The 26,155-nt window shown below is 62.8% G+C and carries 24 protein-coding genes; 11 read left to right on the forward strand and 13 right to left on the reverse strand.

What is annotated here, in order from left to right:
• Positions 1-13 precede the first annotated feature (13 nt).
• Entirely contained in the window at positions 14-760 is a 747-nt protein-coding gene (locus tag VG99_RS12420) for a porin family protein (protein ID WP_052508800.1), read from the forward strand.
• Between the two features lie 57 nt (positions 761-817).
• Here the strand turns inward: VG99_RS12420 and VG99_RS12425 are convergent, their stop codons facing one another.
• The 3 genes from VG99_RS12425 to VG99_RS12435 form a co-directional block, all read right to left on the reverse strand.
• Positions 818-1,981, reverse strand: a complete 1,164-nt coding sequence (locus VG99_RS12425; RefSeq protein WP_044500359.1) for a PepSY-associated TM helix domain-containing protein — start codon at positions 1,979-1,981, stop codon at positions 818-820.
• A 55-nt stretch (positions 1,982-2,036) separates the two neighbouring features.
• Entirely contained in the window at positions 2,037-4,247 is a 2,211-nt protein-coding gene (locus tag VG99_RS12430; RefSeq protein WP_082050045.1) for a TonB-dependent siderophore receptor, read from the reverse strand.
• 97 nt (positions 4,248-4,344) lie between these two features.
• Positions 4,345-4,812, reverse strand: a complete 468-nt coding sequence (locus VG99_RS12435; RefSeq protein ID WP_044500360.1) for a hypothetical protein — start codon at positions 4,810-4,812, stop codon at positions 4,345-4,347.
• Between the two features lie 146 nt (positions 4,813-4,958).
• On the opposite strand from VG99_RS12435, the gene VG99_RS12440 reads away from it, so the two are divergent.
• Positions 4,959-5,297, forward strand: coding sequence for a 4a-hydroxytetrahydrobiopterin dehydratase (locus VG99_RS12440; protein ID WP_044500361.1), 339 nt, complete (start codon positions 4,959-4,961; stop codon positions 5,295-5,297).
• On the opposite strand, the gene VG99_RS12445 is transcribed toward VG99_RS12440, so the two are convergent.
• The 4 genes from VG99_RS12445 to VG99_RS12460 all read right to left on the reverse strand — a co-directional run bounded on the left by VG99_RS12445 (position 5,298) and on the right by VG99_RS12460 (position 11,702).
• A complete protein-coding gene (locus tag VG99_RS12445) occupies positions 5,298-5,846 on the reverse strand; it encodes an NADPH-dependent FMN reductase (protein WP_044500362.1) in 549 nt (182 codons plus the stop codon).
• Between the two features lie 111 nt (positions 5,847-5,957).
• Positions 5,958-7,391, reverse strand: a complete 1,434-nt coding sequence (adeC, locus tag VG99_RS12450; protein ID WP_044500368.1) for an AdeC/AdeK/OprM family multidrug efflux complex outer membrane factor — start codon at positions 7,389-7,391, stop codon at positions 5,958-5,960.
• Positions 7,388-10,540 carry an efflux RND transporter permease subunit gene (locus tag VG99_RS12455; RefSeq protein ID WP_044500370.1) on the reverse strand — a complete coding sequence of 1,051 codons (3,153 nt, stop codon included), beginning with the start codon at positions 10,538-10,540 and terminating at the stop codon, positions 7,388-7,390. The genes adeC and VG99_RS12455 overlap by 4 nt, the downstream gene beginning before the upstream one ends.
• 10 nt (positions 10,541-10,550) lie before the next feature.
• Positions 10,551-11,702: an efflux RND transporter periplasmic adaptor subunit gene (locus VG99_RS12460; protein WP_158023925.1), complete on the reverse strand. Its 1,152-nt coding sequence runs from the start codon at positions 11,700-11,702 to the stop codon at positions 10,551-10,553.
• Between the two features lie 208 nt (positions 11,703-11,910).
• Here VG99_RS12460 and VG99_RS12465 point away from each other — a divergent pair, with 208 nt between their 5' ends.
• The 3 genes from VG99_RS12465 to VG99_RS12475 all read left to right on the forward strand — a co-directional run bounded on the left by VG99_RS12465 (position 11,911) and on the right by VG99_RS12475 (position 14,505).
• The gene (locus VG99_RS12465; RefSeq protein WP_044500372.1) at positions 11,911-12,690 is read left to right on the forward strand and encodes an IclR family transcriptional regulator; all 780 of its coding nucleotides are present in this window, start codon (positions 11,911-11,913) and stop codon (positions 12,688-12,690) included.
• A gap of 6 nt (positions 12,691-12,696) precedes the next feature.
• On the forward strand, positions 12,697-13,335 hold the full coding sequence (locus VG99_RS12470) for a TetR family transcriptional regulator (RefSeq protein ID WP_044500374.1): 639 nt from the start codon (positions 12,697-12,699) through the stop codon (positions 13,333-13,335).
• A gap of 81 nt (positions 13,336-13,416) precedes the next feature.
• Positions 13,417-14,505 (forward strand): NAD(P)-dependent alcohol dehydrogenase, encoded by a 1,089-nt coding sequence (locus VG99_RS12475; protein WP_044500376.1) that lies wholly within the window; start codon positions 13,417-13,419, stop codon positions 14,503-14,505.
• Between the two features lie 237 nt (positions 14,506-14,742).
• Here VG99_RS12475 and VG99_RS12480 read toward each other — a convergent pair whose 3' ends face one another.
• The gene (locus VG99_RS12480) at positions 14,743-16,554 is read right to left on the reverse strand and encodes a sigma-54-dependent Fis family transcriptional regulator (RefSeq protein ID WP_044500378.1); all 1,812 of its coding nucleotides are present in this window, start codon (positions 16,552-16,554) and stop codon (positions 14,743-14,745) included.
• A 256-nt stretch (positions 16,555-16,810) separates the two neighbouring features.
• Between VG99_RS12480 and VG99_RS12485 the strand changes: the two genes are divergently transcribed.
• From VG99_RS12485 to VG99_RS12500, 4 genes are read left to right on the forward strand one after another with little or no spacing between them, the layout of a single operon-like run.
• The gene (locus VG99_RS12485; RefSeq protein ID WP_044500380.1) at positions 16,811-18,283 is read left to right on the forward strand and encodes an aldehyde dehydrogenase family protein; all 1,473 of its coding nucleotides are present in this window, start codon (positions 16,811-16,813) and stop codon (positions 18,281-18,283) included.
• Positions 18,284-18,315: 32 nt separating this feature from the next.
• Positions 18,316-18,654 (forward strand): c-type cytochrome, encoded by a 339-nt coding sequence (locus VG99_RS12490; RefSeq protein WP_044500382.1) that lies wholly within the window; start codon positions 18,316-18,318, stop codon positions 18,652-18,654.
• A gap of 10 nt (positions 18,655-18,664) precedes the next feature.
• Complete coding sequence (locus tag VG99_RS12495) at positions 18,665-19,351, forward strand: hypothetical protein (RefSeq protein ID WP_044500384.1); 687 nt, start codon at positions 18,665-18,667, stop codon at positions 19,349-19,351.
• A 13-nt stretch (positions 19,352-19,364) separates the two neighbouring features.
• Complete coding sequence (locus VG99_RS12500) at positions 19,365-20,936, forward strand: FAD-binding oxidoreductase (RefSeq protein WP_044500387.1); 1,572 nt, start codon at positions 19,365-19,367, stop codon at positions 20,934-20,936.
• A gap of 75 nt (positions 20,937-21,011) precedes the next feature.
• Here VG99_RS12500 and VG99_RS12505 read toward each other — a convergent pair whose 3' ends face one another.
• From VG99_RS12505 to VG99_RS12525, 5 genes are all read right to left on the reverse strand, one after another.
• Positions 21,012-22,343, reverse strand: coding sequence for a ferredoxin reductase family protein (locus VG99_RS12505; protein WP_044500390.1), 1,332 nt, complete (start codon positions 22,341-22,343; stop codon positions 21,012-21,014).
• Between the two features lie 107 nt (positions 22,344-22,450).
• Entirely contained in the window at positions 22,451-23,044 is a 594-nt protein-coding gene (locus VG99_RS12510; protein WP_162182780.1) for a hypothetical protein, read from the reverse strand.
• A complete protein-coding gene (locus tag VG99_RS12515) occupies positions 23,041-23,496 on the reverse strand; it encodes a periplasmic heavy metal sensor (RefSeq protein WP_036988739.1) in 456 nt (151 codons plus the stop codon). Before VG99_RS12515 ends, VG99_RS12510 begins: the two co-directional genes overlap by 4 nt.
• Positions 23,496-23,921, reverse strand: coding sequence for an anti-sigma factor family protein (locus VG99_RS12520; protein WP_044500394.1), 426 nt, complete (start codon positions 23,919-23,921; stop codon positions 23,496-23,498). The genes VG99_RS12515 and VG99_RS12520 overlap by 1 nt, the downstream gene beginning before the upstream one ends.
• Complete coding sequence (locus VG99_RS12525) at positions 23,914-24,462, reverse strand: RNA polymerase sigma factor (RefSeq protein WP_044500396.1); 549 nt, start codon at positions 24,460-24,462, stop codon at positions 23,914-23,916. The genes VG99_RS12520 and VG99_RS12525 overlap by 8 nt, the downstream gene beginning before the upstream one ends.
• Before the next feature lie 204 nt (positions 24,463-24,666).
• On the opposite strand from VG99_RS12525, the gene VG99_RS12530 reads away from it, so the two are divergent.
• Both VG99_RS12530 and VG99_RS12535 read left to right on the forward strand, forming a co-directional pair.
• A complete protein-coding gene (locus VG99_RS12530; RefSeq protein ID WP_044500398.1) occupies positions 24,667-25,182 on the forward strand; it encodes a gluconokinase in 516 nt (171 codons plus the stop codon).
• A gap of 131 nt (positions 25,183-25,313) precedes the next feature.
• Positions 25,314-26,087, forward strand: a complete 774-nt coding sequence (locus VG99_RS12535) for an enoyl-CoA hydratase (RefSeq protein WP_044500406.1) — start codon at positions 25,314-25,316, stop codon at positions 26,085-26,087.
• The last annotated feature ends 68 nt before the right edge of the window (positions 26,088-26,155 follow it).

Below are 26,155 nucleotides of genomic sequence, written 5' to 3' on the forward strand. Positions count from 1 at the left end.
GAGGAAATACCTTATGCGCCTTAACAAAATGTTGATTCCGGTTTCTGCCGTTGGCCTGATGGCAGGGTCGACCTTCGTCATGGCCGCAGATCCGGTTTCTAATCTGGGTATCATCGTGGCCGGCAGCGAATATGAGATGAACTCGGATAACGATAGCGTGGATGGCCGCGAGGAAACGGTGGGCCAAGGCGGTATTTTCTACAACTACGGCAACAAGATGACCGGCGGACCGGGCACCATCTTCCAGGTCGGCGTCGAGGCGCGCTACGGTGAGAAGAACGACGACGAAGTCAAGGATGCCACCGCCGAGGCGGACCTGGGCCTGCGTATGCCGCTGACCGATAACAGCAACTTCGACGTGCTGGTTGGTGTGGGCTACGACTGGACCCGCTGGGAAATGGAAGATAACAACGACGACGTCGAGCTGAGCAACAAGAGCCCCTTCGCCAAGGCCGCTCTTGGCTGGCACCACCAGGGCAACACCGTGACCACTCGCCTGGAAATCGGTACCCGTTACAGCATTGAAGGCGAAGGCAAGGTCAAGCTGGTTGGTTATGGCAGCGAAACCGTGGACCTGAAGAACAAGTTCAACCCCTATGCCGAGCTGAACTTCCTGTGGGACCAGGGTCAGGGCTTCCCGTTCACCGCTGGCGTTTACTACAGCCAGACCAACTACGAGCTGGATGACGACTACGAGCTGGCTGACAACACCGAGCTGGAGAACAACGAGTTCGGCGTCAAGCTGGGCGTACTGTTCTGATCAGCTAAATTGTTTCCCAATCCCGCAGCCGGTTAACCGGACTGCGGGATTTTTCTTTCAGGCCCGGCGCAATTGTCGGGCCTGGCGTTTGCGCCACCAGATCACCACCCCGGTGATCGACAGCACGAAGATCGCTACGCCCAGGACCGCGATCAACACCCGCCCGGCAAAGCCCAGAATACGCCCACCGTGAATCGGTGCCTGCAACTGGAAGAAGCGCTCACCCAGGGTGCCCTGGCCAGGGATTTCCGTGCCGAGCAGCCGGCCGTCCGTGCCGTGGAAGAAAATCCAGGCGTTGCCCTCATTGCTGGCATGGTCGCCAAACCCCGCGCCGTAGAAGTTGTACTCGAAGCTGTAGTACAGCTCGGTGATGGGCGCGACCAGCTCCAGCTCCCGGGCGTGGTCCATGGCCAGTCGATAGGCTTCGCCGTAGCCATACCCCGTTACTCCCAGCGTATCGGCCGGCAACTCGCTGCGTGCCGCATAGACACTGGGTGCTACCGGTGAGACCAGCGAGACCACCGGCTTGAAAACCTGCTCCGGCAGGTTCATCGCCACGCTGCTCACCGCCACGGGCAGCAACAGCAGCCATAACCAGAGCCCGCCGGCGCGGTGGATATCCAAGTTGACCCGGGTGCTGTGGCCGCGCTTGATCTTCCAGGCCCGCTGCCATTTCTGCCAGAACGGCCGGCCCCGGGGAAAGGTCAGCACCAGGGCAACGAAGCAATCCAGCACCCAGGCGATGGCTACCAGGCCCATCAGCCAGAGGCCCCAGTTACCCGGCAGGGTCAGGTTGTAGTGGAACTCCAGCATGAAGGGCACGAAGTTGCGTGGGGAAAAGCAGCACTCGCCCCAGTAGCGCTCGCCCACCTGCGCGCCGGTGACCTGGTCCAGGTAGCGCACCACGGGTTTCTCGGGCCAGGGTTTGCCGGTTTCAGGGTTGGTGCGCGGCACCAGCGCCAGCAGCGCGGCGTGGTCAGCCTCGTCGGGAAACTCCATGTACCAGACCTGCATGCGTGGCCAGGCGGTTTCCACCTTCTCCACCAACTGGTCCGGCGGCAAGGCCGGGCCGCTGGAGCCGGTGTGATACAGGTCGGGGTTCAGCCATTCATCCAGCTCATGGTGAAAGGCGAGGATGCTGCCGGTCAGGCCGGCCAGCGCCAGGAACAGGGCCATGGCGAGGCCGAGATAGCGATGCAGGTACAACAGGATGGCGCGCATTGATTCGGTCCGGAATGCACCGGGCCGCCCGCGTTGCGGCGGCCCGGTCGGGTGGTCAGAAGTCGTAGGTGAGGGTGGCCATGACGTTACGTTCATCGCCGTAGTAGCACTGGCTCAGGCTGTTGCAGGCCGACACGTAGGTTTCGTCGGTCAGGTTGTTCAGGTTGACCCGCAGGCCCAGGCCGGTGGCGCCCAGCTGACTCAGGTCATAGGCCACCGAGGCATCGAACAGGGTGTAAGAGGGAATCCGCAGGGTATTTTCCGCGTCCGCCCAACTCTTGCCGAAATACCGCACCCCGGCACCCAGCTGCAGGCCGGTCAGGGGCCCGCGGGCGAAGCTGTAGTCGGCCCAGAGCGCGGCCATGTTCTCCGCCACCGCATTGGGCGTGTTGCCCCGGTTGTTGACGCCCGCGGTGCTAGTGAAGTCCTTCGAGTATTCCACGTCCATCCAAGTATAGCTGGCCAGCACATTGACCGGCTCGATGGGCTTGAAACGGGCTTCCAGCTCAACACCGCGGGAGGTGATTTCGCCGACGGCGCGGTAGAAGGATTCGCCGGAGTCCTTGTTCGCCAGATTCGACTGGGTCAGGTCGAATAGGGCAATGGTGTAGAGGTCCTGGGTGCCGGGCGGCTGGAATTTGAGGCCGGCTTCGGTTTGTTCGCCTTCGGTCGGGTCGAGCAGGCTGATGTCGAACACGCCGGGCGCGGTTTCGTTGTAAGCGCCAGTGGCATTGGGGTTGAATGACTGGGAGAAGCTGGCATAGGGAGACAGACCATTGTCGAAGGCGTAGAGCAGCCCGACGCGGCCGGAGAATTGATCGATACGGGCATCGTCAGCCTGATTGCCATACATCGAACGGGTCTGCTCGAAGTCCATATCCACCCAGTCCTGACGCGCGCCCAACGATAACCGCCAGTTGCCCAGGCTAATCAGGTCCTGAACATACAGACCGGTCTGCTCCAGAAAACGGGCTTCGTCATACTGGTGATAGAACACCGGAGCAGCTGCTCCTTCGGCGCCGGTAAAGGGGTTGACCGGGGCGAGGCCATAACCGGCGTCATAGGCAACCTTGGTCTTGCGGCGCTGGTAATCTAGCCCGGTGACCAACGTATGGGCTACCTCGCCCGTGGCAAACTCGAATTGCAGCTGGTTATCCACGCTCCAGGCATGCAGCGCTTCGTCGGCGCCGGTGTAGTAGCGGTCCAGGTTATCGGTGCCGGGAAGATAACCATATTGGTACACCTGCCCGGAATCCACCACCGAGTCCAGATACTGGAAATTCTGCCGGGCCGATATCACATCATTGAACCGATGCTCCAGCTGGTAGCCGAGCATGTATTGGTGGCGTTCGAACTTCTCGTAGCCTTCATCGCCCTCGAAGAAGCTGCGGGAAATACGCCGGCCATTACGGGAGGTGACGGTGCCGTCCGCCGGCAGACCGCCGTGATAGCCGCCCTCGGGGTCGTGCTGGAGCATCGCCAGCAGCGTGAGGCGGGTATCCTCGGTGACATCGACGGCCAATGAAGGCATCAGGGCGTAACGTTCGCTCTTGATGTCGTCCACTTTGTCGGCCGCATCCCGTACCACGCCCACCAGGCGGTAGTTCACCCGCCGCCCGGCATCCAGCGGGGCGCCGATGTCGAAGGCGGCCTGCTTGTAGTCGTGGCTGCCGTAGGACAGCTGCAGCTGGCGCCGGGTATCGTAGCCCGGCTTCTTGCTGGTCATCGCCACCAGTCCACCCGGCAGGCTGCGCCCGTACAACACGGAGGAGGGACCCTTGAGGATGTCGATCCGCTCGAGGAAATAGGGATCCACCTGCAGGGTGCTGTAGGTAGCGCTGTCGCCCAGTAGTTTCTGGCCATCCAGGTAGAGGTTGTCCACCGAGCCATCGGTGATGCCGCGCATGGCCACATAGTCGTAGCGGCTGGTAGCACCATAGGGAGAGCTCATCAGGCCGGGCGTGTAACGCAGCGCCTGGGCCACGCTCTGCGCGCCTTGGTCGTCCATCTGTTTGCGCGTGACCACCGAGACGCTCTGGGAGGTTTCCAGCAGCGGCATGCTGGTCTTGGTCGCCACGCTGCTGTGGCTGGCCTGGTACCCTTCGGTCTCGCCGAGGGCATTGCCCAGGGAGCCGGTGACATAGGTTGAGGGTAGCTCGATGCGCGAGGGATCGGGGACGGCTTCGTCAGCGGTCTGGGCTGACAGTCCCAGGCTGATGGACAGCGGTAGCAGCGCCAGGGTGAAGGGTGTGGCGATTCGCAGCATGGAGTACCCCTTTCTGATAAGAGATCAAGAAGGGGATGATATTAGCACTGATAATAATTCGCATTAATAGCCTTGCCGGTTTTTTTCCCTAACCGTGCTAGATCAGGTAGCGGCAGTCATCGTCCGTCCAACGTTCGATGATCACCGGTACGGCGTCGTCGAGCCGGGCCTGGTCGATTTCCTGGAATACCGGGTTGGCCAGCCAGGATTCGATGGCCGCGGAAATGGCGTCCAGCTCCTCGGCATCCAGTTCATCGGTATGGGAGGGGAACAGGGCGAAGGTGAACTCGGTGTTCTCGAAGCGCGGGTTCATCGCCGAAATCAGCGGCTCATCGGCAATGAACAACGGCGACACCCAGCACACATGGCCGGAAATCACCGCGACCTTGCCGGGTCCGTTGGCGCGCAGTTGCCGGGCGACCTCCCGGCTCAGGTCCACCAGGCGTTCGAAGGCTCGCTGCTCCTCCGGATTGCCGCTGTAGCTTCGGCGCTGGAAGAGGCGCAGATCCCGGGCGCCGGTGTGCACATCGATCACATCATCGGCGGATGCGGCGTGGGTGCTCATTGTTCTGTCCTCCTGGTCGGCTTAAAACAGCAGATGGCGCTTTACATTGTTGGCCAGGATCCTGGGTTTCTCCAGTTACCCATGCCGCAGATTGTCAGCTGACCGAAGGGCTATAGTGATAGGAGTCATTCCAGGGAGACAGCAGCATGAACGCGTTGAAAGAGCAGCATTGCGAGGCCTGCCGGGCGGATGCACCCAAGGTCAGCCGCGAGCAGGAAAGCGAACTGCAGCGGGAGATACCTGAGTGGGAAGTGATCCAGGTGGGCGACGAGCGGCAATTGCAGCGGGTGTTCCGCTTCCCTGATTTTGCCACTGCCCTGGTATTCACCAACCGGGTGGCCGACCTGGCCGAGGCGGAGAACCATCACCCGGCGCTGCTGCTGGAGTATGGCAAGGTGACGGTGCGCTGGTGGACGCACAAGATTGGCGGGCTGCACCGCAATGATTTCATCATGGCGGCGCGCACCGATTCCCTGGCGACCTGATCAGCCCTTGAGCTTTTCCACCAGGGAGACAAAGCGATCAATATAGGCCTGGAGGAAGCCGCGGCTCTGCGGCGCGATCTCACCCTCGCTGGTTATCAGCTCCGGATGGAACTGGATATAGGCCTCACCACCCAGCACCACCGAACGGAGGATGCCCATGATCTGGCGCAGGTGCTGTTGCGCATGGGCGGCGCCCATGGCGCCCGGCGAGGTGCCGGTGAGCGCGACCGGTTTGTCGGCCCAGACGTTCTGGTCCATCGGCTTGGAACCCCAGTCGATAGCATTCTTCAGCACCGCGGGCACCGAGCGGTTGTGCTCGGGCGTCACGAAAAGCACCGCATCCGCCGCCCGGATCTCATCGGTGAAACGAGTGACGCTGGCCGGCCGCTCGCCTTCCAGGTCGAGGGAATACATCGGCAGGTCGTCGATCTGCGGATAGCTGACCGAGAAGTGCGCCGGCAGGAGTTTGGCCAATGCCTGGGCATATTGGCGGTTGATCGAGCCGCGGTGGTTACTGCCGACGATGATCGCCAGGTGAATGGTGCTCATGAATATCTCCTGAATGGCCACGCACTGGCGTGGCATGTGTTAGGTGTACCCTGGTGGCGATTATCGATCATGTCCAGTGATGGATAAAGCGCGACCTTTGCGGCATTGTTATCAGGTTTCTCGATAGGTGGAGTCATAAGCCTGCGCATCCCAGCCGCCGCCCAGGGCGCGGTACAGCGCGACCTCACTGCTGAGCTGTTGCAGTTGATAGCTCAGCAGGGCCTGACGGGCGGCGAACAGCTCGCGCTGGGCGTCGAGCACCAGCAGGTAGTTGTCCACCCCCTCGTCATAACGCTGCTGGGCGAGCTGGTAGTACTCCTCGGTCGCGGTCACCAGATCAGTCTGTGCCTGCACCTGCGCCGCGAAGGTGCCCTGGGCAGCCAGGCCATCGGCCACCTCGCGGAAGGCGGTCTGGATGCTTTTCTCGTAGGCAGCCACGTTGATGTCCCGTTGGATCTCGGTGTACTCCAGGTTGGCCTTGAGGCGACCGGCCGTGAAGATCGGAATATTGATCTGCGGCAGGAAGCTCCAGGTGCCGGAGCCGCCATCGAACAAGCCATCCAGGTCGGCGCTGGCGGTGCCCGCCGCGGCGGTCAGGCGAATGCTCGGGAAGAAGGCCGCCCGGGCCGCGCCGATATCCGCGTTGGCCGCGCGCAGGCGGTGTTCGGCGGCGCGAATGTCCGGGCGCTGCTGCAGCACATCCGCAGGCAGACCCGCCGGCAGGTCGGCAAGCAGGCCGGTATCCAGCTCATGACCGCGCAGCAGTTGCGGCGGGACCGCGGTGCCCACCAGCAGGCCGAGGGCGTTGCGGTCCTGGGCCACCTGGCGGGTATAGCGCTCCAGTTGCACCTTGGCCTGCTCGACCAGACTGCGGGCCTGGCGCACATCCAGGGCCGAGGCGATGCCGCCGGCATGGCTGGCCTCGACCATATCCAGGCTCTCCTGATAGCTGTCCAGGGTCGCCTTGGTCAGCTCCAGCAGCGCATGGTCGGCATTCCAGGTCAGCCAGGCAGTCGCCACATCACTCACCAGCGCCAACTGCACGGCGTGCTGCGCCTGCTCGGTGGCCAGGTAGCGCTCCAATGCGGCGCCCTCCAGGCTGCGCACCCGGCCGAACAGATCCAGCTCCCAGCTGCTGGTACCCAGGGTAACGCCATACTGACTGTTGATGCCGGATTCGCCGGTGGGCGACAGGTCATCGGGCAGGCGCTGGCGGGTGCCGCTGCCGTCTACACCGATACTGGGCAGCAGGTCCGCGCGCTGGATCCGATACAGCGCCCGGTAGGCGTCCACATTCAGCACGGCCTGGCGCAGGTCGCGGTTATGTTCCAGCGCCAGCTGCACCAGTTGCTGCAACTGTGGCGACTGGAAAAAGTCTTCCCAGGCCGGCGGCAGGGTGCCCGCCTGACCGGTCGCGGCCGCGCTGTAGGCCACGCCCTGCGGCCAGCTATCGGCCACGGGGGAGGCCGGTTGCTGGTACTCCGGAACCAGGCTGCAACCGGACAAGGCCAGCGCGACGGCCAAACTCAGGTATCTGATCTTCATGCATTTTCTCCTGCAGCCTGGGTCTCGTTGACAGTCTTCCTGGACTTGCGTTCGAACAGTCCCACCACCAGCACGTAGAACAGTGGCACGAAGAACACCACCAGTACGGTCGCGGTGATCATGCCCCCGACGACACCGGTGGCAATCGAGTGCTGGCTGCCCTGGCCGGCGCCGGTGGCCAGCGCCATCGGCAGTACCCCGAAGGTGAAGGCCAGGGAGGTCATCAGGATGGGGCGCAGACGCAGGCGCGAGGCTTCGATGGCGGCCTGCACCAGGCTGCGGCCCTGGTTCTCGTACAGGTCCTTGGCGAACTCGACGATCAGGACGGCGTTCTTGGCGGTAAGTCCGATCGTGGTCATCAAGCCGATCTGGAAGTAGACATCGGCGGTTAGGCCGCGGAACAGGGTGGCGGATACGGCTCCGATGACCCCCAACGGCACCACCATGATGACGGCGACCGGAATCGACCAGCTCTCGTACAGGGCCGCGAGGCAGAGGAACACGATGATGACGGTCAGGGCATACAACAGCGGCGCCTGATCGCCGGTCTGGATCTCCTCATAGGACAGGCCGGTATAGGCCAGGCCGATGCCCGGCGGCAGTTCCTGCATGATTTCATCAATGGCCACCATGGCGTCGCCGGTACTGTAGCCGGGGGCCGGTTGGCCAAGGATCTCCACCGAGGAGATACCGTTGTAGCGCTCCAGTTTGGGCGAGCCGTAGGTCCACTCGCCCGTGGCGAAGGACGAGAACGGAATCATCTCGCCGTGCTGGTTGCGCACGTACCATTTCTGGAAGTCTTCCGGTGCCAGGCGCGAATCCATGTTGCCCTGCAGGTAGACCCGCTTGACCCGACCCTGGTCGATGAAGTCGTTGACATACATGGAGCCCCAGGCAGCCGACATGGTCTCGTTGATAGCGGCAATGCTCAGCGAGTGGGCGCGGGCTTTTTCCCGGTCGATATTGACGCGGAACTGCGGCTCGTCATCCTTGCCGTTGGGGCGTACCGCCATCAACAGCGGATGCTCGTTGGCCAGTTGCAGGAACTGGTCCCGTGCGGCCATGAGTCCCTGATGGCCAAGACCCACGTTGTCCTGCAGGAAGAAGTTGAAGCCCATGGCGTTACCCATTTCCAGAATTGCGGGCGGCGGGAACACCATGACCTGGGCGTCCTTGATCTGGTTGAAGCGCTCCTGCGCCCGCTGGGTCAGGCTGAATACGTCCTGGCCGTCCTCGCTGCGCAGGGCCCAGTCCTTCAGCTGCACAAAGGCGGCACCGGAGTTCTGGCCACGACCGGCAAAGTTGAAGCCGCTGACCGTCTGCGCCGAGGCGATGATGTCGGACTCTTCCTCCAGCAGATAGTCGCGCACTTCGGTCAGTACCGCTTCGGTACGCTCGGCGCTGGAGTTGGCCGGCATGCGGACTTCAACCATCAGCAGACTCTGGTCTTCATCGGGCAGGAAGGCTGCCGGGATCTGCTTGAACAGGAAGCCGGTACCCACCACGATCAGCAGGAACGCCACCAGATAACGCCCGCGCCGCGCCAGCATGCCGCCGACGCCACGCTCGAAACGCTGGGTGCCGCGGTCGAAGCTGCGGTTGAACCAGCCAAAGAAGCCCTTCTTCTCGTTCAGCGACTGGCCGGGCTTGGGCGCCTTGAGGATGGTCGCGCACAGCGCGGGGGTGAAGATCAGGGCGACCAGGACCGACAGCGTCATACAGATCACGATGGTGATGGCGAACTGGCGGTAGATGATGCCGGCCGAGCCACCGAAGAAGGCCATCGGCACGAACACCGCGGACAGCACCATGCCGATCCCCACTAGGGCACCCTTGATCTGGTGCATGGATTTGCGGGTGGCTTCCAGGGGCGAGAGCCCTTCGTCATGCATCAGGCGTTCGACGTTTTCCACCACGACAATGGCGTCATCAACCAGCAGGCCGATGGCCAGGACCATGGCGTACATGGTCAGCACGTTGATGTTCAGGCCGAACAGCGGCAGCAGGGCGAAGGCACCGAGCAAGACCACCGGCACCGCCAGGGTGGGAATCAGGGTGGCGCGGAAGCTCTGCATGAACAGATACATGACCAGGAATACCAGCACAATCGCTTCGATAATGGTCATCACCACCGAACTGATCGATGCCTCCACCACAGGAGTGGTGTCATAGGGGTAGATGATTTTCACGCCTTCCGGCAGGAAGGGTTCCTGGGCGTCCAGCACCGCGCGTACGCGTTCAACCGTCTCCAGCAGGTTGCCGCCTGGGGCCAGGCGCAGGGCAATCGCGGCGGAGGGCATGCCATTGAAGCTGCCGGAAATGGAATAGTTGTCCGCACCCAGGCCGACTTCCGCGACGTCCTTCACGCGCACTTGCGAACCGTCCTGGTTGACCTTGACCAGAATCTCGCGGAATTCTTCCGCGGAGGACAGACGGGTACTGCCGATAACCGTGGCGTTGAGCTGGGTGCCGCTGTGTGCGGGCAGCCCGCCCAGCTGCCCGGAGGACACCTGCACGTTCTGCTCGCGGATGGCGTCGGCCACGTCGCCGGGGGTCAGCTGAAAGCTGTTCAGTTTGGCCGGGTCCAGCCAGATGCGCATGGCATTCTGCGAGCCGAGCAGCAGGAAGTCACCCACCCCGTCAATCCGCGAGATCGGGTCCTGCAGATTGGAGGCGATGTAGTTACCCAGGTCGAAGTCATCCATGCGACCGCTCTCATCAATCAGGCCGATGATCTGCATGAAGTTGACCTGGTACTTGACCACCCGGATACCCTGGCGCTGCACTTCTTCCGGCAGCTTGGGCGTGGCCAGCTGCAGCTTGTTCTGCACCTGCACTTGGGCGATATCCGAATCGGTACCCTGTTCGAAGGTGGCGATGATCACCGCGCTACCGTCGGAGTTACTGCTGGATGACATGTAGCGGAAGCCGTCCAGACCGCTGAGCTGCTGCTCGATCACCTGAACGACGGTGTCCTGTACGGTTTCCGCCGAGGCGCCGGGGTAGGCCACACTGATTGCGATGGCCGGGGCGGCGATGTTCGGGTATTGACTGATGGGCAGCTTGAACAGCGACAGTGCGCCGGCCAGCATCACCACGATCGCCAATACCCAGGCGAAAATCGGCCTGTCGATAAAATAATGGGGCATTGGGTACTCCTCAGTTGGCGGCGCTGGTCAGCGTCTGGCCAAGTTCGGTCACGGGATTGACGTTGCTGGCGGGGGCGGTGGTGACCTGCATGCCGTTACGCAGCAGTTGCAGCCCTTCGGTAACCACCTGCTCACCGTCCTGGATGCCGCTGCCAATCAGCCAGTTGTTACCCACGGTGCGCAGGGTTTCCAGTTCCTGTAGGCGGACAACACCCTCGGCATCTACCACCCAGGCCTGGGCTACGCCGCGGCTATCACGGAACACGGCCTGCTGGGGAACCAGGATGGCGTCTTCCTGAATCCCCTCCTGCAACTGGGCGCGGACAAACATGCCGGGCAAGAGTTTGCGGTCGGGGTTGGGAAATTCGGCGCGCAGGGTAACTGCGCCGGTGCTGGGGTCGACCGCGACCTCGGAGAATTTCAGCACCCCGGGCAGGGGATACTGGCTGCCGTCGTCCAGTTGCAGGGTAACGGTGGCCTGGTCGTCCCCGCTGGACTGCAGCCGGCCGGATTCCAGTGCCCGCTGGAGCCCCAGCAGCTTGGTAATGGGCTGGTTGACGTCCACGTAAATGGGATCGAGCTGGGTCACCGTGGCCAGTTCCTGGGGCTGGCCGTTGGTGACTAGCGCGCCCTCGGTCACGGCGGAACGGCCGATGCGACCGGAAATGGGCGCCAGCACCTGGGTGTACTGCACATCGATGCGGGCCAGTTCCAGGGCACTTTTTGCCTGCGCCCAGGCGGCCATGGCGTCATCGTACTGCTGCCGGCTCACGGCGTTGGTGTCGAGCAGGCGTTCATAGCGCTTGGCCAGGTTCTCGGCGGTTTTCAGGTCGGCCTCGGCGCGGGCCAGTCGCGCCTCATAGGTCCGCGGGTCGATCTGGTACAGCTGCTGGCCTTGCTCCACCTCGCTGCCCTCGGTGAACAGTCGCTCCTGCAGGATGCCGGTTACTTGCGGGCGTACTTCGGCGACGCGGTACGCGCTGGTACGCCCAGGCAAGTCGGTAGTCAGGGTGAGTGCCTTGGCCTCGACGGTATAAACCCCGACTTCGGGCGTGGACGGGGCCTGGGTTGGTTCTTGCGTCTGGCCGCAGCCCGCCAGCAATACAGCTGCGAACGGCAGGGCTCTTGCGAGGCGCAGAGGCGTTGAATGTGTCACCGGCATTTCTCCATTTGATGTAAAACGGTGTGTATCATAAAGCGGTATAGTGTATCGGTATGCGGGTTTTTGTGTAAGATGTTTTTACCGCGGCCGGATGGCCTGCCAGATTTCCCATGGAAAAAAGGGTGGTGCTCAGGTATATCAGGGAGCAATCTCCAGTCGCCGCACGGGCCTTGTGGCTGGGTTACACAGTCACGATCGAGAGTCAGCTATGAACGAACCGCAGGAATCGGAAAACCCCCGGCAGTCCGGCATCCAGGTGATTGCCCGGGCGGCGGAAATCATGCGCGTGCTGGGCAACAATCCCCAGGGGTTGAGCTTGGGCGCAATCGCCCAGGAGGTAACGCTGCCGCGCTCGACGGTGCAGCGCATCATCACGGCGCTGGCCGAGGAGCGCCTGGTGGAGCATGCGGGCCCGGGGGGCGGGGTGCGCCTGGGTCCGGCGCTGGGGCAACTGATCAACCAGACCCAGACGGATATCATTTCCCTGACCCGGCCCTATCTGCAGCGCCTGTCGGAACAGCTGCAGGAGTCGGTCAGCCTGTGTTCCCTATCGGGTGACCGGATCTACATCATCGACCGCATCGTGGCGGAGCGGGAGTTGCGGGTGGTGTTCCCCATTGGCATCCACGCCCCTGCCTATGCCACCTCGGCCGGCAAGATGCTGCTCAGTGAATTGCCTGAGGCGGATATCCGCAGCCTGTTGCCGGACCCGCTGCCGGCGTTGACCCCCTACAGTCCGACGCTGGCCGACCTGCTCACGCAGCTGGCCCGCATTCGGGAAGCCAAGGTGGCTACCGATGAAGATGAGTTCATCGAAGGGGTGGGTTCCTGCGCGGTGGCGCTGGATACCTACCTGGGCCTGTTCGGCCTGGCGGTGGTGGCGCCCACGGCGCGGGTGCGGCCGCGCACCGAGCATATCTGCGCGGCCTTGCTGCAGTGCAAACAGGATATCGAGCGGGCTATCGGCCACACCCTGGGCGGGGCCTGATCAGCCATGGCCAGGCGGAGTGCGGCACAGGCAGCCCAGACGCGGCAGGATATCCTCGCCGCTGGCGCGCGGGTGTTCAGCCGCGGCGGCATCGCCGGTACCTCGTTGGAGGCGGTGGCCCGGGAGGCGGGTGTCACCCGGGGCGCGATCTACTGGCATTTCGAGGGCAAGCGGGGCCTGCTGGCGGCGCTCCTCTCGGAGCAGCAGTTGCCGATCGAGCAGGAGCTGCCAGCGGACCTGACCTTTGCGGCGGGCTGGGCGTTCCTGGGCGAGGCGCTGACGCAGACCCTGAACGACGACATGTCGCGCCAGTTGTCGAAGATCATGTTGCACAAGAGCGAGCGGATCGCCGGTGACAGCCTGGTGGCGGCCCGTCTGGAGCAGATTCGCAGCGGCTTCGTCGAACGCCTGCGGCTGCTGTTGCAGGCGGCCGTGGCGCGGGGCGAGCTGGACGCGCGGCTGGATATCGACCGCGCCAGCGATATGTGCCGCAGCAGTGTCTCGGGGCTGCTGTTCGAGTGCCTGCAGGGCGCAAATTCGAACCCCGACCAGGCTTGTGCCATGCTGGATACACTGCGCTACCTGCTGCTCAATCCACCGGCGCACTGGCTGCGCCCGCATGGCGCGCGCGCCACCGGCGATTAATCGGCACGGCGCACCTTGGCCTGAAGCTTGCTTGCCAAGTAGCCGTTGTGTTCACGTTGTTGTCTACAAACGGAGTCAATCATGAAAATTCAAGCAGCGGTAACCCACGCCCAGGGCGCGGATTTCGCTATCGAGGAGGTGACCCTGTCGGGTCCCAAGGCCAACGAGGTGTTGGTCAGGATTGTCGCCACCGGGGTATGTCATACGGATGCGGTCGGCCGTGACCTGGGCGTGTCGCCTTATCCCATCGTGCTGGGCCATGAGGGGTCGGGGGTGGTGGAGCAGGTGGGTGAGAACGTGACCAGCCTGGCCCCCGGCGACCATGTGGTAATGTCCTTTGCCCACTGCGGCCAGTGCGAGAATTGCCTGACCGGCCACCCCACGGTGTGTTCGCGTTTCAATGAGCTGAATTTCGGTGGGCGGATGGATGACCATAGCTGCCGCCTGCACCAAGGCGATACCGACCTACATACCTTCTTTGGCCAGTCGTCCTTTGGCAGCCATGTGGTGGCCCATGAGCGCAACGTGGTGAAGGTGGACAAGGAGGTGGACCTGGCTCTGCTGGGGCCGCTGGGCTGCGGTATCCAGACCGGGGCGGGCACAGTACTCAATCGCCTGAAACCGGCATTCGGTACCAGCATCGCGGTGTACGGCTGCGGTGCCGTGGGCCTGAGTGCGATCATGGCGGCGAAGATTGCCGGCTGCCAGCAAATCTTTGCGGTGGACGTGCATGACAGTCGCCTGGAGCTGGCCCGCGAGCTGGGCGCGACCCATGCGTTCAATGGCAAGCATGTGGACGTTGTGCAGGAGATTCGTGAGGCCAGCGGTGGCGGGGTACATTACGCGGTGGAAAGCACAGGTGTACCGCCGGTGGTGCGCCAGAGCTTGCATGCGCTGCGTCCGCTGGGGGTGGTGGCCATCGTCGGGGTGACGCCGGAGATGAATATCGATGTGCATAACGATCTGATGGCCGAGGGCAAGAGCATGATCGGCGTGATCGAAGGCGACTCGGTGCCGCGGGTGTTCATTCCCAAGCTGGTGGAATTCTACAAGGCCGGTAAATTCCCCTTCGACAAACTGGTCAAGTTCTACAGCTTCGATCAGATCAACCAGGCGTTCGAGGATTCAGCCAATGGGTCGGCGGTGAAGCCTATCCTGAAACTGTCCTGATCGCGCCGACGCCGGCCGGCTTGGATGGCTGGTGTCAGTGTGGTGCCGCCTGTCTGGTACCTATTCCGCAAAGACGCCGTGAATACGTCCGTGTAGGCTCCCTGTCGCCATCCGTGGCGACAGAGGCTTTGCTACATAGGCACCAGACAGGCAGCGCGATGATCCGCATTTGCTGGAAGCAAACCCGACTTCAGTTCGGCGCTGGGTTTTAACCTTCGTAGTCGAGGGCAGCGCCCGCTACTTCCCCTTCAACCGATAATTGATCTGCGCCCGACTCAAACCGATCAGATGCGCCGCCGCCGTCACATTCCCCCCAGTACGCTTCAATGCCTGATCAATCACCAACCCCTCGACCTCGCCCAATGAGGTTCGCAGGCGTTCATCTGACCCGTTCAGGAAGGCTGTCAGCCGTTCTATCGCCGGATGGGGGAGGGCCGCAGCAGCGCCATCGCTCGCCCCGGCAATGGCCATGGGCGCGGCGGTAATCCCCAATTTTCCTTCGGCCGTCAGCCCCAGAGGGGCGTCTTCATCGAACAGCTCCCCGTTCAAGGTGATGTGCTGCAGGTCCATGGGCTGGCCGTCATCGCAGCTGATCACGCCGCGCTCTACCAGGTTCTGCAGTTCACGGATATTGCCGGGGAAGTCGTGGGTCAGCAGGGTGTTGATCAGGCGGCTGCTGAAGCCGGGAATGTCCCGCTGGTGCCGTTGGCAGTAGCGTTGCAGGAAGTGGTTCATCAGCAGCGGGATGTCTTCCCGGCGCTCGCGCAGGCTGGGAATTCGGATGGGGTAGACGTTCAGGCGGTAGAACAGGTCCTCGCGGAAACGCCCGGCGCGCACTTCGTCGCGCAGCTGGACGTTGGCGGCGGCTACCAGGCGGACGTCCACGCGGATGGGTTTGTCGCCCCCGACCCGTTCGATCTCACCTTCCTGCAGGGCGCGCAGGATCTTGCCCTGGGCGTCCAGGCTGAGGGAGACGATTTCGTCGAGGAACAGGGTGCCGCCGTCGGCGCGTTCGAAGCGCCCCGGGCGGCTGCGGTCGGCACCGGTGAAGGCGCCCCGTTCCACGCCGAAGAGTTCGGCTTCGACCAGGCTTTCCGGCAGGGAGGCGCAGTTGAGGCTGACCAGCGGCCGTTTGTTGCGGCTGCTGTGCCGGTGCAGGTATTGGGCGAAGAGTTCCTTGCCGACGCCCGATTCGCCCGTGAGCAGCACGGTGGCCTGGGTCGGGGCGACCCGGTGCAGCATGCGCTGGGACCGCAGAAAAGCTGGCGCGGCGCCGAGCATGGCGGGGGTATCGCTGTCCTGGGTCGCCAGGGGGTACTCGGGCTCCGACATGCCATGAAACAGGTGGCTGAAGAAGGCGTCCCGTTCCGGGTCCGAGGTGTCGCTATCCAGGTCGGCCCATTGCTCGGCGGGTTTGCCGATGATGCGGCAGGCGGCGTGGCCGGTGGCGCGGCACTGGGTTTCGCGGAACACCACCATGCGGCCGAGCAGGGCGGAGGCGTAGCCGCTGGCGAAGCCGGTCTGCATCCAGCACACGCATTCGCTGCCCTGGCCGTGGTGGGCGAGATGCTCCTGGGCTTCGAGGGAGTTGTGCCAGAACATTTCGGCATAGAAATGCCCGGTGCTGCTGTTCATCTCGAAGCGGATGGGTTCGACGTTGACCATGCCTTCGAGCATGTTCAGCCGCGGGCCGGCGCTGAACAGGCTGCCGTGGTCACCCTCGGGCCATTGCCGGGATACCTGCTCGGCCAGCCGCGCCCCGGCGTGCCAGCCGGTGCTGGTGTAGATGCCCCGGGCCTTCTCCAATCCCACCTCCCGGATCAGGTCGCGCCGGATTTCGCCGAAGGCCGCGCCCTGCATCAGCATGTAGCGCCGCCCGAACAGCCAGATGTTCCCCTGGTCGGGGGCGAAGGCCACGGTTTCCGCCAGGTGCTGTGGGCCGGGTGAGCCGGTGCTGAGCCGGTCGGAGGGGTCGACGAACAGGTTGCGCCGGTTGGCGAGCAACCGCTGCAACAGGTTCTCGGCGTAATCGGGGAGGTCAGATGGCATGGAAAGAAGGGGACCAGTTGTGGTGGGTGTGGAAGACTGTGCGGAAAATTATACGTCAACGCGGAAAATTCTTCATTTGCGGTGTCGCCGCAGCTCAAGGAATTGACGCTGGTCAATTGGCTATGCGGCCTTTCGTCGCCTAGGCTGTAGGTGGCATAGAACTTGTAACGGTGACGGGAATCCCCTTCCCGTGCAGCGCGGGTCCTACCTGACCCGCCGCACCGCATTGGGGGTTCGAACATAGAGAGAGAACCCAATGAAAAACCAGTCTGCCTATCAGAACCTGGAGCTGCAGCCCATCGGTGGCCAGTGGCGTGTCGGTCGTGCTGACCGCAACCTGGAGGTCACCGACCCCTATACCGGGGAGCAACTCCTCAGCCTGCCCATGGCGACCCGCGAAGACCTGGATGAGGCCTATCGCGCCGCCCAGCAAGCCCAGGTCAACTGGGCCGCCATGGGCCCAACGGCGCGGGGCAATGTCCTGCGCCGCGCCGTCGAGATCTTCGATGAGCGCAAGGATGAAATCATCGACTGGCTCATTCGTGAGTCCGGTAGCACCCGGATCAAGGCGCAGATCGAGTGGGGCGCCGCCCGGGCCATCACCCTGGAGTCCGCCAGCCTGCCGGGGCGGGTGCACGGCCGTATCCTGCCGTCCGACGTGCCCGGCAAGGAGAGCCGCGTCTACCGCGCGCCGCTGGGCGTGGTCGGTGTGATCAGTCCATGGAACTTCCCTCTGCACCTGAGCGCCCGTTCGGTATCCCCGGCGTTGGCGCTGGGCAATGCGGTGGTCATCAAGCCGGCCAGTGACACGCCCGTGACCGGTGGCCTGCTGCTGGCGCATATCTTCCGTGAGGCCGGCCTGCCGGAGGGCGTGCTGAGTGTGGTGGTGGGCGCCGGTTCGGAAATCGGTGATGCCTTTGTCGAGCATCCGGTGCCGGCGTTCATTTCCTTCACCGGCTCCACCCCGGTGGGGCGCAATATCGGGCGTATCGCTGCCGGTGGCGAGCACCTCAAGCATGTGGCCCTGGAGCTGGGCGGCAACAGCCCCTTCGTGGTCCTGGCCGATGCGGATGTGGAGGCGGCAGTCAACGCCGCCGTGGTGGGCAAGTTCCTGCACCAGGGGCAGATCTGCATGGCGGTCAACCGCATCATCGTGGAAGCGCCGCTGGTCGAGGAGTTTACCAAGCGCTTCGTCGAGCGGGTCAAGGCACTGCCCTACGGCGATCCCCGCAAGGCGGATACGGTCGTGGGTCCGGTCATCAATACCCGGCAGCTGGATGGCCTCAAGACCAAGGTCAGCACCGCCCAGGCGGAAGGTGCCACGCTGTTGGTGGGTAATGAGCCGCAGGGCAACGTGATGCCACCCCACGTGTTTGGCAACGTGACGGCCGAGATGGAGATCGCCCGGGAAGAGATCTTCGGTCCGCTGGTGGGTATCCAGAGTGCCCGGGACGCGGAGCACGCGCTGGAGTTGGCCAACAGCACCGAGTACGGACTGTCCAGTGCCGTCTTCACCCGGGATATTTCCAAGGGCGTGGACTTCGCCCAGCGCATCCGCGCCGGCATGACCCACCTGAACGACATGCCCGTCAACGACGAGCCCAACGCGCCCTTTGGCGGCGAGAAGAATTCGGGTCTCGGTCGCTTTAACGGCGACTGGGCCATCGAGGAATTCACTACGGATCACTGGATCACGGTTCAGCACGCACCGCGTCCCTATCCGTTCTGAAGCAGACAAGCAGATATGCAAAGGAGTCAAAAATGACATTCTTCCCAGGCAGTACCGCTGCCAGCCGGGCCCTGGCCGCCGCGGTGATCCTGCCGCTGGCGCTGCTGTCCGCTGCCGCCAAGGCGCAGGACACCCCCCAATGGGCCAGCGGCAAGGCCCTGTATGACAACGTCTGCGGCCATTGCCATGCCCCGGAAGTGGGGGTGGGCCCCGCGCTGGGTGGCCGTGGGCTTCCCGAAACGTACATCAAGGCCATCGTGCGCAACGGCTTCAACGCCATGCCCGCCTTCCCGCATTCCTATGTGGATGACGCGTCCATCGCCAAGGTGACGGAATACATCGCCAGCCTGCCGCTGGCAGAACAGCCCTGAGGAGACTGCCATGACCATCGATCGTCGTTTTGTCCTCAAGGGCATGGCGCTGGGTAGCCTCGCCGGGCTGACCATGGGCGCTGCGCTGCCATCCATGGCAGGGTCGCATGCTGCGCCTGGCGCGCGTTCCGGTCGCCCGCTGCTGGCACTCGTCGGGCAGGGCGCCCAAAACTCAGCGTTTGTGCAGGGTGTCCGGGCTGCCGGCGGCCAGCCGCAGTTGCAACAGGTGGAGACCAGCCTGGGCTTCATGCTGGGCCTGGAAAGCCAGCTGCGCAGCGGCCAGCCGATGCAGGTCATAGGCCTGCTGGATGACGCCTCGGCGGCGCTAGTGATTGATCTGGCACGTAGCGCTGGGGCCCGGGTGAACTGGATCGGCCAGCACATGGCCACCGTTGGCCAGAGCCGCCATCACCTGGTTAATACCCAACTTGCCGAAGGCTGCTCACGGCAACTGAGCCGCCAGCTGCACGCCTGCGGAGCCGGTTTTACCCTCAACGAAGAACGCCAGAACAGTGCCGCACCAGCTCGCCAGTTGGGCGGTCCCGCACGCAGCACGGAGCACTCCGAACAGTGGGCTGCCAGCGTCGGTTATCTGCTGAGCTCGCTGGGCACCCGTCGTCCGGCGATGGCACCGCTGGTGACTGCCAGCCGCACGCCGCTGTCCGGCAGCTTCGTATCCTTTTCGATCGAGACCTGAAGGAGTCTGATCCATGTCTGAACAAAACACTTCGCTGCTGCCCAAAGGGGTAACGCAGGAAAGCTTCGACAAGGCAGTGGAAAAATTCCGCGCCTTGCTGGGGGATGAAAACGTACTGGTAGAGCAGCAGCAGCTGGTGCCCTACAACAAGATCATGATGTCGGTGGAAAACGCTGCCCACACCCCCTCGGCAGCGCTGACCGCGACCACCGTCGAGCAGATCCAGGGCGTGGTGAAAATCTGCAACGAGCACCGCATCCCGATCTGGACCATTTCCACTGGCCGCAACTTCGGCTACGGCTCGGCTGCTCCCGTGCAGCGCGGTCAGGTGATCCTGGATCTGAAGAAGATGAACAAGATCATCAAGATCGACCCGGAAATGTGCTACGCCCTGGTCGAGCCGGGTGTTACCTACGGCCAGTTGTACAACTACATCCAGGAAAACGACCTGCCGGTCATGTTGTCATTCTCCGCACCCTCGGCCATTGCCGGCCCGGTGGGTAACACCATGGACCGTGGCGTGGGCTACACCCCCTACGGCGAACACTTCATGATGCAGTGCGGCATGGAAGTGGTACTGGCCAACGGTGACGTCTACCGCACCGGCATGGGCGGCGTAAAAGGCAGCAACACCTGGCAGATCTTCAAGTGGGGCTACGGCCCGACCCTGGACGGCATGTTCACCCAGGCCAACTATGGCATCACCACCAAGATGGGCTTCTGGCTGATGCCCAAGCCCCCGGTGTTCAAGCCTTTCGAAGTGATCTTCGAAAACGAGGAGGACATCGTCGAGATTGTCGATGCCCTGCGTCCGCTGCGCATGAACAACACCATCCCCAACTCGGTGGTGATCGCCAACGTGCTCTGGGAGGCGGGCAGTGCCCACCTGACCCGGGCGCAGTACATCAGCGAGCCCGGCCACACCCCGGACCACATCCTGAAGAAGATGCAGGACGACACCGGTATGGGCGCCTGGAACCTGTATGCCGCGCTGTACGGCACCCAGGAACAGGTCGACGTGAACTGGAAGATCGTTACCGATACCTTCAAGAAACTCGGCAAGGGCCGCATCGTCACCCAGGAAGATGCCGGCGATACCCAGCCGTTCAAGTACCGCGCCGAGCTGATGTCCGGGGTGCCCAACCTGCAGGAATTCGGGCTGTACAACTGGCGCGGGGGCGGCGGCTCCATGTGGTTTGCCCCGGTGAGCGAGGCCCGCGGCAGCGAGTGCAGGAAGCAGGCGGCGCTGGCCAAGCGCATCCTGCACAAGCACGGCCTGGACTACGTGGCCGAGTTCATCGTCGCTCCGCGGGACATGCACCACGTGATCGACGTGTTGTACGACCGCACCAGCGAGGAAGAAACCCAGCGCGCGGACACATGCTTCAACGAGCTGCTGGACGAGTTCGAGAAGGAAGGCTACGCCGTGTACCGGGTGAATACCCGCTTCCAGGAGCGCGTGGCGCAGAGCTACGGCGAGGTAAAGCGGGATCTGGAGCACGCCATCAAGCGCGCGGTGGACCCGAACAACATCCTCGCACCGGGCCGCTCCGGTATCGACCTGGATACCTACAAGAAGTCCTGAGCCGTTTCAGAGTAATCCACAAAGGGCAGCCCTCGGGCTGCCCTTTGTGCGTATGGGCATCTGTTCGTGGCGCGGTCAGCGCATGTCAAACATTTCCTGATGGAAGTGCCGGTGTACAGGGAAACCCAACGCGGCGAAATCGCGGCGCAACGTCTCGCCAAAACCGGCCGGACCGCAGAACCAGATGCTGGCCTCGCGCCAATCGGGCACCAGAGCGCGGATGCGTTCGGCGGTGAGATATCCGTCACGGGCGCTGATCAGCAGGTGCATGCGCACATTGGTATCGTCCACGTCGTCGGCTAATCGGGCCAACGCCTGTTCATCCACCTCGGAGGTGCTGTGGAAAAAATCCACATGTTGGTCTTCGCCCGGATGTGCCGCCAGGTGTTTGAGCCTGGCGACAAAAGGCGTTACGCCAATCCCGCCGCCGATCCAGATCTGCCGTGGCCGTAGGTCCTCAAAAGTGAAGCAACCATAGGGGCCTTCCACGGTAACCGGCTGGCCGACTTTCAATTGCTCGGGCAGGGTGCGGGTATGATCGCCCAGGGCCTTGACCACAAAGGTGATCTGCGGGTTATCCGGCCGCCAGTCGGAGGCAATGGTGTAGGGGTGAAAGCCTTCACGGCTATCGGAGGTAACAAAGGCAAACTGTCCCGGCTTGTGACCTGGCCAAGCGGGCACTCGGGTTTGCACTTCCAAGGATTTAACCTCGGGATAATAGTGCAGCCCGGTGATCTGACCCGGTATCTGACGTTGATCACCGATTCGGCGCAGCAGAGATATGACGGCCACCCAGGTGCCGACTGCGAGCAGGGCGCCGGTCAACCAGCCGATAGGCGTGCTCCAGTAGCTGAATTTGAGCAATACCAGGCTGTGTGCGACCAGCACCACATAGGTGACGGCCATCACCCGGTGGGTCTGGTAGAACAGCCGATAGGGAATACGTTTGATCAGCGCCAGCGCGAGCAGAATCACCATCGCATAGAAGGCCCACTCCCCAAGGCTTTCAGCATTACCGCGCTGGCTGGTAAAAAAAGCTTCCAGAGATTGCTGTGCCGCACCTGGTCCCTTTTGCGGACGTTCCAGCCAGCCCCAGCCGACTGCCCATTTTGGCCCTTTGGCCGCCAGCCAGTGCATGACCGAGATGACCAATGCTCCGATGCCAAGCCACTTGTGCAACCGGTACATCTTGTCGAGCCCGTCGAGGCGCTGTTCCAGCCACCTTGGGCGCAGCGCCAGCAGCATGGCCAACCCCATGCAAGTCATGGCCAGTAGACCGCTCAGTTGCACTGCCAGGCTGCGCCAGTTGAAGAACCCGCGCGTGTCGACCAGGCCTGGCTCGGCGAACAGCCAGAGCAGCGTAACCAGGAGTAGACTTGAGCAGAACACCCACTTCAATCGACGCATTGCACAGCCCCTGAAAGGTCGAAAACCAGAACCCGCAACGGTCATTGAATGCCTTTGGTTGGAATTAATCCATGACTGGCGTCAAATGGGGTCGAGTCAGCAGATACTCAGTGAGCGACAGGTACGAAGCCCGGATCGTCAAAGTAACGATGATAGGCATCCAGAGCCTGGACCACCTGCACGGCGCCGGCGCGGGGCGCGTCATTGGCGTTGCCTGCCATCTTTTCCGAGCCAGCCATGAGCTGCGCGATGATCATATGCAGCTGGGCATCGGCATCCTCAGGCAGATCGCAGTTGTTGATCATATGGGCGACGCTGTCATTGACCTTGGCGGCCAGCGGTAGATAACCTTCCGCAGACAGTTGGTCGTTATGTATGGCGTCCAGCGACGCACGCATGGTCGCGCTGATGTCGCCCATGGCCTCGCCGAGCGGAGCATCAATGGCCCATTTCTCCCCGTTATTGAGCTGTAATGCAAAGGGCGCATCGCCGTGATCATGGTCATGCTCAGCGGTATCGGCGGCCAGGCTGATACTGGAAACAAGCAGCGCGGCAACCAGAGTGAAGGGCAGGGCAGCAGTGGAAAGCTTGATGGACATGATGAACCTCCGATTCAAGAAGAACAGATCGGTCAACAAGACCGGTTTCAACTGTACTAACGCAACGGCGCTCTGATTTGTTCCATCAACGGATGAATTCATTCGTTATGCAGCTTTTCCACATCCGACGACGCCATGGCCTGCTGGGTCAGCAAGTACGCCAGCCGCTGGCGCTGCTGATCATTCAGAATCTCCCGTTCCCTGAGCAATTGATCTATTACCAGTTGCTGCTGATGTTGTTGCTGCGCAGCCAATAGCTGCTGTTCGTTACTGACGCGCTCGGCATCCAAAGGCTCAGTGAAAATACTGTCGATCAGGCGATTGCGCTGTTGCTGGATGGCTTGGGTGGTTTGCTCCAGCTCCAGCAGAAAGGGATCTTCAATGTGTTGCCACTGCTGGCGCTGCTGCTCATTCAGTTGCAGCTCTCTGACCAACAGCGGCTCTCCGGGCTGCTGGGTGCGCTCCACCAGATACTGCCAGCCAAGGGCGCCGAGTACGCCAAGGTTGAACAGGAGCGATATCAACAGCGCCGGGCGCAGGAGGTTGGTATGCATTACAGGCTTCCCTTGAGGTAACAGAGTTCAGGTTGGCGGCACAGTGCGCCCGGCGGCGTGCTGTCGAGAATCGCCAGAGCCGGAAAACTCGTCTGGCTTGTATGCACGTCGGGAAGCTGTAGATTGGCGCCGATAAGTAGTCCCAATGCCGCCGCGACCATGCCTGGCAGCGCGCGGAGCCAGCCAGCGCCGTATGTGAGGCGCCCAGGGCGTTCCGGTAATTGCGCGAGCAGGGCGGCTATATCCAATTCGGGCTGGCGGTCCGGTAGCTGGCGAAGAGCCTGAGTCAACATGTGCATTTGCTGATACTGCTGCTGGCAGTCTCTACAGCGCAACAGATGCTCGCTGACGGTAGCGGTTTCGGTACTGTCCAACTCACCGTCCAGGTGGGCGGAGAGTTGCATCATGTCTGGATGTTCAGTCATCTGAGTCTCCTGTAATGGCTCGGCGGGCGGTGAGCAGTGCCTCCCGGGCACGGGCGAGGCGGGATTTTACTGTGCCTTCACTGATATCCAGAGTGCTGGCAATGTCCTGATAGGACAGTCCTTCCATCTCTCGCAGTAATAACACCTCCCGCTGGCCTACGGGCAACTGCGCAACTAGTTGCTCCAGCGCGTGAAGGCTACGGCTGCTCTCCAACTGGCGCAGCGGCGATGGCCCGGAGTCGGTGAGCATATAGTCCTCCGGTAGCGGTTCAGGCATATGCTTGTTGCGACGCAGTGCATCGATAGTGGTATTGCGAGCGATACGTAACAGCCAGGTTTCCAGCCGCGCTTCGGGCCGCCAATCCGGCAGGGCATGCCAGGCCTTGATGAAGGTATCCTGGGTCATGTCCTGTGCGTTATGCGGATTGCCGCACAGGCGGCGGATAAAGGAGAACACCCGTGCCTGGTGCTGCTGCACCAGAACTCCGAACGCCTGGCGGTCACCCGCTTGCGCTCGACGGATCAACTCTCCTTCGTGCATGTCATCCCTCTGAGTTGGTGTGTCGCGCTTGATTGCCTAACGTAACAGGACGGGGAAATGTTCCCGTGCGATGACCGCTGCGTACCATCACAGGGTTGGTACGCAGTGGCATTGGCAGAGGTAGATAGCCTCGGGTGTTTTACCTCAAAGGGTTGGTTATGGACAGGGTTGTCTAGACTGAAACACAACCGAGAGGAGTCAGCCATGTCAGCAGTGATCCCGGCGTTGGTGGTCATGGGTGTCACCGCCTGCGGCAAGAGCACGGTGGCCGACGCCATCGCCCAGGGTATCGGGGGCCGGCATATCGAGGGTGACCAGTTCCACAGCGCTGCCAGCATCGCCAAGATGCGCTCTGGCGTGGCCCTGGACGACACCGACCGGGCGGCCTGGCTAGAACTGCTCGGCGCCCTGCTGGCCGCGGCGGTGGCAGCGGGGGAGCGGCCAGTGCTCAGCTGCTCGGCCCTCAAGCGCCGCTACCGGGACGCCCTGCGCGCCGCTGTGCCGGGCCTGGGCTTCGTGTTCCTGCAGCTGGACCGTGCCGAAGTGCAGCGCCGGGTGGCCCGGCGGCAATGTCACTTCATGGCCCCGGAGCTGGTCGACAGCCAGTTCGACACCCTGGAAAGCCCCGTGGCCGAACCGGGTGTGCTGACGGTCGATGCCACCCTGCCGGTTGCGCAGATCAGCCGCCAGGCCGTGGGCTGGTGGCAGGCCCGGTGCTGAGCCCACTCCGCCTTGCAGGGTCCATTCACCCGACCCATGGCCGCCCGATAACACCGTTGATGCATCTGGACCCCGACAGCGCCCCCGTCTACTCTCCGACACCTGATAAAAACGACAACCGAGGAATTCCGATGAGCGACCTGATCACCGAATTGCATGGCGGCATACTCACCCTGACCCTTTCCCGCCCGGACAAGAAAAACGCCCTGACCAATGCCATGTATGGCGCACTGGCCGATGGGCTGGAGCGCGCCGAAGCCGAGGCGGCGATCCGCGTCGTCGTGTTCCAGGCTGATGGCGAGATATTCTCGGCGGGTAACGATCTCGGTGAATTTGCCCAGCAGTCCACCGGCAATGGTCCGGCAGTGCGCCATGTGGAGCGCTTCCTGAAAAACCTGGCCCGGGCCAGCAAGCCGGTGATGGCCGCGGTGCAGGGCAAGGCCGTGGGGGTGGGCACCACCATGCTGCTGCACTGCGACTACGTGTTGCTGGCCGAGGATGCCGAATTGATCGCGCCCTTCATCAACCTGGCATTGGTCCCGGAGGCCGGCTCAAGTCTGCTCATGCCCCTGCGCATCGGCCACGTCCGGGCGTTCGAGATGTTCGCCCTGGGCGAGCCGGTGGTCGCCCGGGACGCCCACGCCTGGGGCCTGGCCAACCGGATCGTTGCCCGCGACGAACTGCGTGCCGAGACCCGGCGTATTGCCGAACTGCTGGCGGACAAACCCGCTGGCGCGCTAGCCCTGGCCAAGGGGCTGCTGCGCAATACCGATCAGGTGCTCGAGCAGATGGAACGGGAGAGCGGCATCTTTTCGGCGCAGTTGCGCAGCGCCGAGGCGAAGGAGGCGTTCCAGGCCTTTGCCGAGAAACGCAAGCCAGACTTCAGCAAGCTCAGCGCGGGCTGACTGGCGCTTACTCGGCTTGGTCATCACGCCCGACGCTATATGCCCATTTGCCTGATAAATAATACATT

The organism is Pseudomonas saudimassiliensis (assembly GCF_000939975.1).
In the GTDB taxonomy this organism is placed as follows: Bacteria; Pseudomonadota; Gammaproteobacteria; order Pseudomonadales; family Pseudomonadaceae; genus Halopseudomonas; species Halopseudomonas saudimassiliensis.

Coding starts and splice junctions, on each gene's coding strand:
- VG99_RS12465 (WP_044500372.1), top strand. CDS start 11,911: ATGAACGAACCGCAGGAATCGGAAAACCCCCGGCAGTCCGGCATCCAG.
- VG99_RS12475 (WP_044500376.1), top strand. CDS start 13,417: ATGAAAATTCAAGCAGCGGTAACCCACGCCCAGGGCGCGGATTTCGCT.
- adeC (WP_044500368.1), bottom strand. CDS start 7,391: ATGAAGATCAGATACCTGAGTTTGGCCGTCGCGCTGGCCTTGTCCGGT.
- VG99_RS12515 (WP_036988739.1), bottom strand. CDS start 23,496: ATGCATACCAACCTCCTGCGCCCGGCGCTGTTGATATCGCTCCTGTTC.
- VG99_RS12525 (WP_044500396.1), bottom strand. CDS start 24,462: ATGCACGAAGGAGAGTTGATCCGTCGAGCGCAAGCGGGTGACCGCCAG.
- VG99_RS12480 (WP_044500378.1), bottom strand. CDS start 16,554: ATGCCATCTGACCTCCCCGATTACGCCGAGAACCTGTTGCAGCGGTTG.
- VG99_RS12485 (WP_044500380.1), top strand. CDS start 16,811: ATGAAAAACCAGTCTGCCTATCAGAACCTGGAGCTGCAGCCCATCGGT.
- VG99_RS12460 (WP_158023925.1), bottom strand. CDS start 11,702: ATGCCGGTGACACATTCAACGCCTCTGCGCCTCGCAAGAGCCCTGCCG.
- VG99_RS12455 (WP_044500370.1), bottom strand. CDS start 10,540: ATGCCCCATTATTTTATCGACAGGCCGATTTTCGCCTGGGTATTGGCG.
- VG99_RS12420 (WP_052508800.1), top strand. CDS start 14: ATGCGCCTTAACAAAATGTTGATTCCGGTTTCTGCCGTTGGCCTGATG.
- VG99_RS12490 (WP_044500382.1), top strand. CDS start 18,316: ATGACATTCTTCCCAGGCAGTACCGCTGCCAGCCGGGCCCTGGCCGCC.
- VG99_RS12425 (WP_044500359.1), bottom strand. CDS start 1,981: ATGCGCGCCATCCTGTTGTACCTGCATCGCTATCTCGGCCTCGCCATG.
- VG99_RS12530 (WP_044500398.1), top strand. CDS start 24,667: ATGTCAGCAGTGATCCCGGCGTTGGTGGTCATGGGTGTCACCGCCTGC.
- VG99_RS12510 (WP_162182780.1), bottom strand. CDS start 23,044: ATGAATTCATCCGTTGATGGAACAAATCAGAGCGCCGTTGCGTTAGTA.
- VG99_RS12535 (WP_044500406.1), top strand. CDS start 25,314: ATGAGCGACCTGATCACCGAATTGCATGGCGGCATACTCACCCTGACC.
- VG99_RS12435 (WP_044500360.1), bottom strand. CDS start 4,812: ATGAGCACCCACGCCGCATCCGCCGATGATGTGATCGATGTGCACACC.
- VG99_RS12430 (WP_082050045.1), bottom strand. CDS start 4,247: ATGCTGCGAATCGCCACACCCTTCACCCTGGCGCTGCTACCGCTGTCC.
- VG99_RS12470 (WP_044500374.1), top strand. CDS start 12,697: ATGGCCAGGCGGAGTGCGGCACAGGCAGCCCAGACGCGGCAGGATATC.
- VG99_RS12445 (WP_044500362.1), bottom strand. CDS start 5,846: ATGAGCACCATTCACCTGGCGATCATCGTCGGCAGTAACCACCGCGGC.
- VG99_RS12505 (WP_044500390.1), bottom strand. CDS start 22,343: ATGCGTCGATTGAAGTGGGTGTTCTGCTCAAGTCTACTCCTGGTTACG.
- VG99_RS12500 (WP_044500387.1), top strand. CDS start 19,365: ATGTCTGAACAAAACACTTCGCTGCTGCCCAAAGGGGTAACGCAGGAA.
- VG99_RS12495 (WP_044500384.1), top strand. CDS start 18,665: ATGACCATCGATCGTCGTTTTGTCCTCAAGGGCATGGCGCTGGGTAGC.
- VG99_RS12520 (WP_044500394.1), bottom strand. CDS start 23,921: ATGACTGAACATCCAGACATGATGCAACTCTCCGCCCACCTGGACGGT.
- VG99_RS12440 (WP_044500361.1), top strand. CDS start 4,959: ATGAACGCGTTGAAAGAGCAGCATTGCGAGGCCTGCCGGGCGGATGCA.